Origin of the sequence: Acidisphaera sp. L21 (assembly GCF_009765685.1) — a bacterium.
Lineage (GTDB): Bacteria > Pseudomonadota > Alphaproteobacteria > Acetobacterales > Acetobacteraceae > LMUY01.
Genome location: NZ_LMUY01000076.1, coordinates 1 through 2208, shown reverse-complemented (window position 1 = coordinate 2208; position 2208 = coordinate 1). Strand labels below are relative to the sequence as shown.

The following is a 2208-nucleotide window of genomic DNA, read 5'->3' as shown; positions in this document are numbered from 1 at the left end:
GGTTGGCATCTGTCCGTCCATAAGATGTAGGTCGGAGCCGCAAATCGCGCAGGCGCACACCTTCAAAATCACATCCCGGGTGTCTTCGATGCCCGGATCAGCGACGCTGTCGCAGCGAATGTCGCCTTTGCCGTGCCAAACGAGAGCCTTCATGTGGTTATCCTTTTTGGAGCGCTGCCCGCAGTGGACCATAGCCGGTCCGTTCTACGTGCCCGGTGCATTGGGGTTGCCTTGTGATAAGCGGGCGTAAATCGCCGGCATTGTCCGATCGCAGGTGTCCTGCCGGCGCGGGGCAGAGCCGCTGCAACGCGAGCCCGACCACCCCGTTGTTCGGCCACCCTGTTTGGAGACGAAGATGGCCAATCTCAAAGACTCCCCGTTATCACGTCGCGATATGGTCAGCGGAGCGGGCGTCGGCCTCGCTGCAGCGGCCGCCGTTGCAGCCGCTTCGCCGGCCGCTGCTCAAGACAGGTCGCCGGCCGGGCGCGCAGCGCCAATGATGGATCCCACGACCAAATACCCGAAGCCGCCATTCCAGAAGCAGTCGCAGCCGTGGCCGGGGCTGGCGAGCAAGATGGATCCGGTGCCCGACCATGGCGAGAAAAGCTATCGCGGCTCGGGCAGGCTCGTTGGGCGCAAGGCGCTGATCACGGGCGGCGACTCCGGGATGGGCCGTGCGGCCGCAATTGCATTCGCGCGCGAAGGGGCGGACGTCGCGATCAACTATCTGGCGGATGAAGAAGAAGATGCCCGGCAGGTTATCGCCTTGATCAAGGCGGAGGGCCGGGTGGGCCTGGCGCTCCCCGGCGACCTGCGCGACGAGGCGTTCTGCGTCAAGTTGGTAGCGGATGCGGTCAACGGTCTCGGTGGACTGGACATCCTGGTCAGCAACGCCGGTCGCCAGCAGGCTCATGATTCGATTTTGGACATCTCAACCGAGCAGTTCGATTGGACAATGAAGACGAACATCTACGCACCCTTCTGGATCATCAAAGCGGCCCTGCCCCACATGCCCCCCGGCTCCTGCATCATCGGGACAACTTCTGAGCAGGCCTATGATCCGACACCGGATCTCTACGACTATGCACAGACCAAAGCCGCGACGATGAACTACGTGAAATCCCTAGCCAAGCAACTGGGTCCCAAGGGCATCCGCGTAAACGGCGTTGCACCCGGACCGATCTGGACGCCGCTGCAAGTCAGCGGTGGAGCCTCGCAGGAAAAGCTGCAAAAGTTCGGCGGCATGACGCCACTCGGTCGTCCGGGCCAGCCCGCCGAGCTCGGCTCAATCTACGTGCAACTCGCGGCCAACGATGGCAGCTTTGCCACGGGCCAAGTTTATGGAGCCGCGGGCGGCAGCGGCCAACCCTGAGTGAACGTCTAGATCGAAGGATATGACAACGGCCGCCGGATCTCTCCGGCGGCCGTTCTGCTTTAGGCCTTGTAGTAGTTGTAGCCAGCCTGGCTCTTGAGGCTGTCCTTGGTGGCGCCCTTGAGGACGACTTTGTTGTCGCTGTCCTTCTGCGTATTGCCAAAGGTCAGGTTGGAGTAAGGCACTTCGACGTATTTGGTGCCCATGCCTAGAAAGCCACCGACCGAGAGCACCGCCTTAAGCTTGCCATCCTTGCCGATGAGCAGGTCGTTGATGGAGCCGACATTTTCGTCATGGTCGTTGTAGACTGACGAGCCAATCACCTTGCTCGCGCGGGCGTCATCGGTCATCGTCATGACGCCGTTGCGGTCTGCCGGGGTGGTGTTTGCCGTGTTACCCGCTGCGCCAGTGGCGGGGGCGGTCGTGGTGCTGTGTGTCGCCCCGCCGGTCTGCGCCATGGCCGGAGCGGCCGCAAGCGCCGAGACGATGGCCAAAGTGCCAAGCTTAAGGATGTTTCGCATGGTAAGGCTCCTGTGTGACGTCAAACGCCGGCGGCCACTTCTGCGAGAGGCTCGTCGACGTGCAGAATCTGCTGACGATTGACGCCGATTAGCGTGCGAAAGTTCCGCGTATTAGCCCTTAGTCACCTGATTCTATTAAGGTATCTTCGTGGCAAGCCTGCCGTCGAGTTGCCATGTTGGTCGGCATTTCACGATGACCGCCTTCGCCTGCGCGCCACAGTGCGGTACCCGCACCGCCAAGCTGCGACAATCCGCAACCGTCGAGGAAGTCGATCTGCGCATCCCGCGAAGCCTGGATAGAGCGCTGTTCCTGCG

The 2208-nt window shown here is 61.9% G+C and carries 2 protein-coding genes and 1 pseudogene; 1 reads left to right on the top strand and 2 read right to left on the bottom strand.

Features of this window, described 5'->3' with window-relative positions; all coding sequences use genetic code 11:
- Window positions 1–153, bottom strand: a pseudogene (locus GSQ76_RS31860) (alcohol dehydrogenase catalytic domain-containing protein); the annotation flags it as partial.
- Between the two features lie 202 nt (window positions 154–355).
- Between GSQ76_RS31860 and GSQ76_RS15485 the strand changes: the two are divergent.
- A complete protein-coding gene (locus GSQ76_RS15485; protein ID WP_158744871.1) occupies window positions 356–1372 on the top strand; it encodes an SDR family oxidoreductase in 1017 nt (338 codons plus the stop codon).
- A 62-nt stretch (window positions 1373–1434) separates the two neighbouring features.
- Here the strand turns inward: GSQ76_RS15485 and GSQ76_RS15480 are convergent, their stop codons facing one another.
- Window positions 1435–1893 carry a PRC-barrel domain-containing protein gene (locus GSQ76_RS15480; RefSeq protein WP_216851078.1) on the bottom strand — a complete coding sequence of 153 codons (459 nt, stop codon included), beginning with the start codon at window positions 1891–1893 and terminating at the stop codon, window positions 1435–1437.
- Window positions 1894–2208 lie beyond the last annotated feature (315 nt).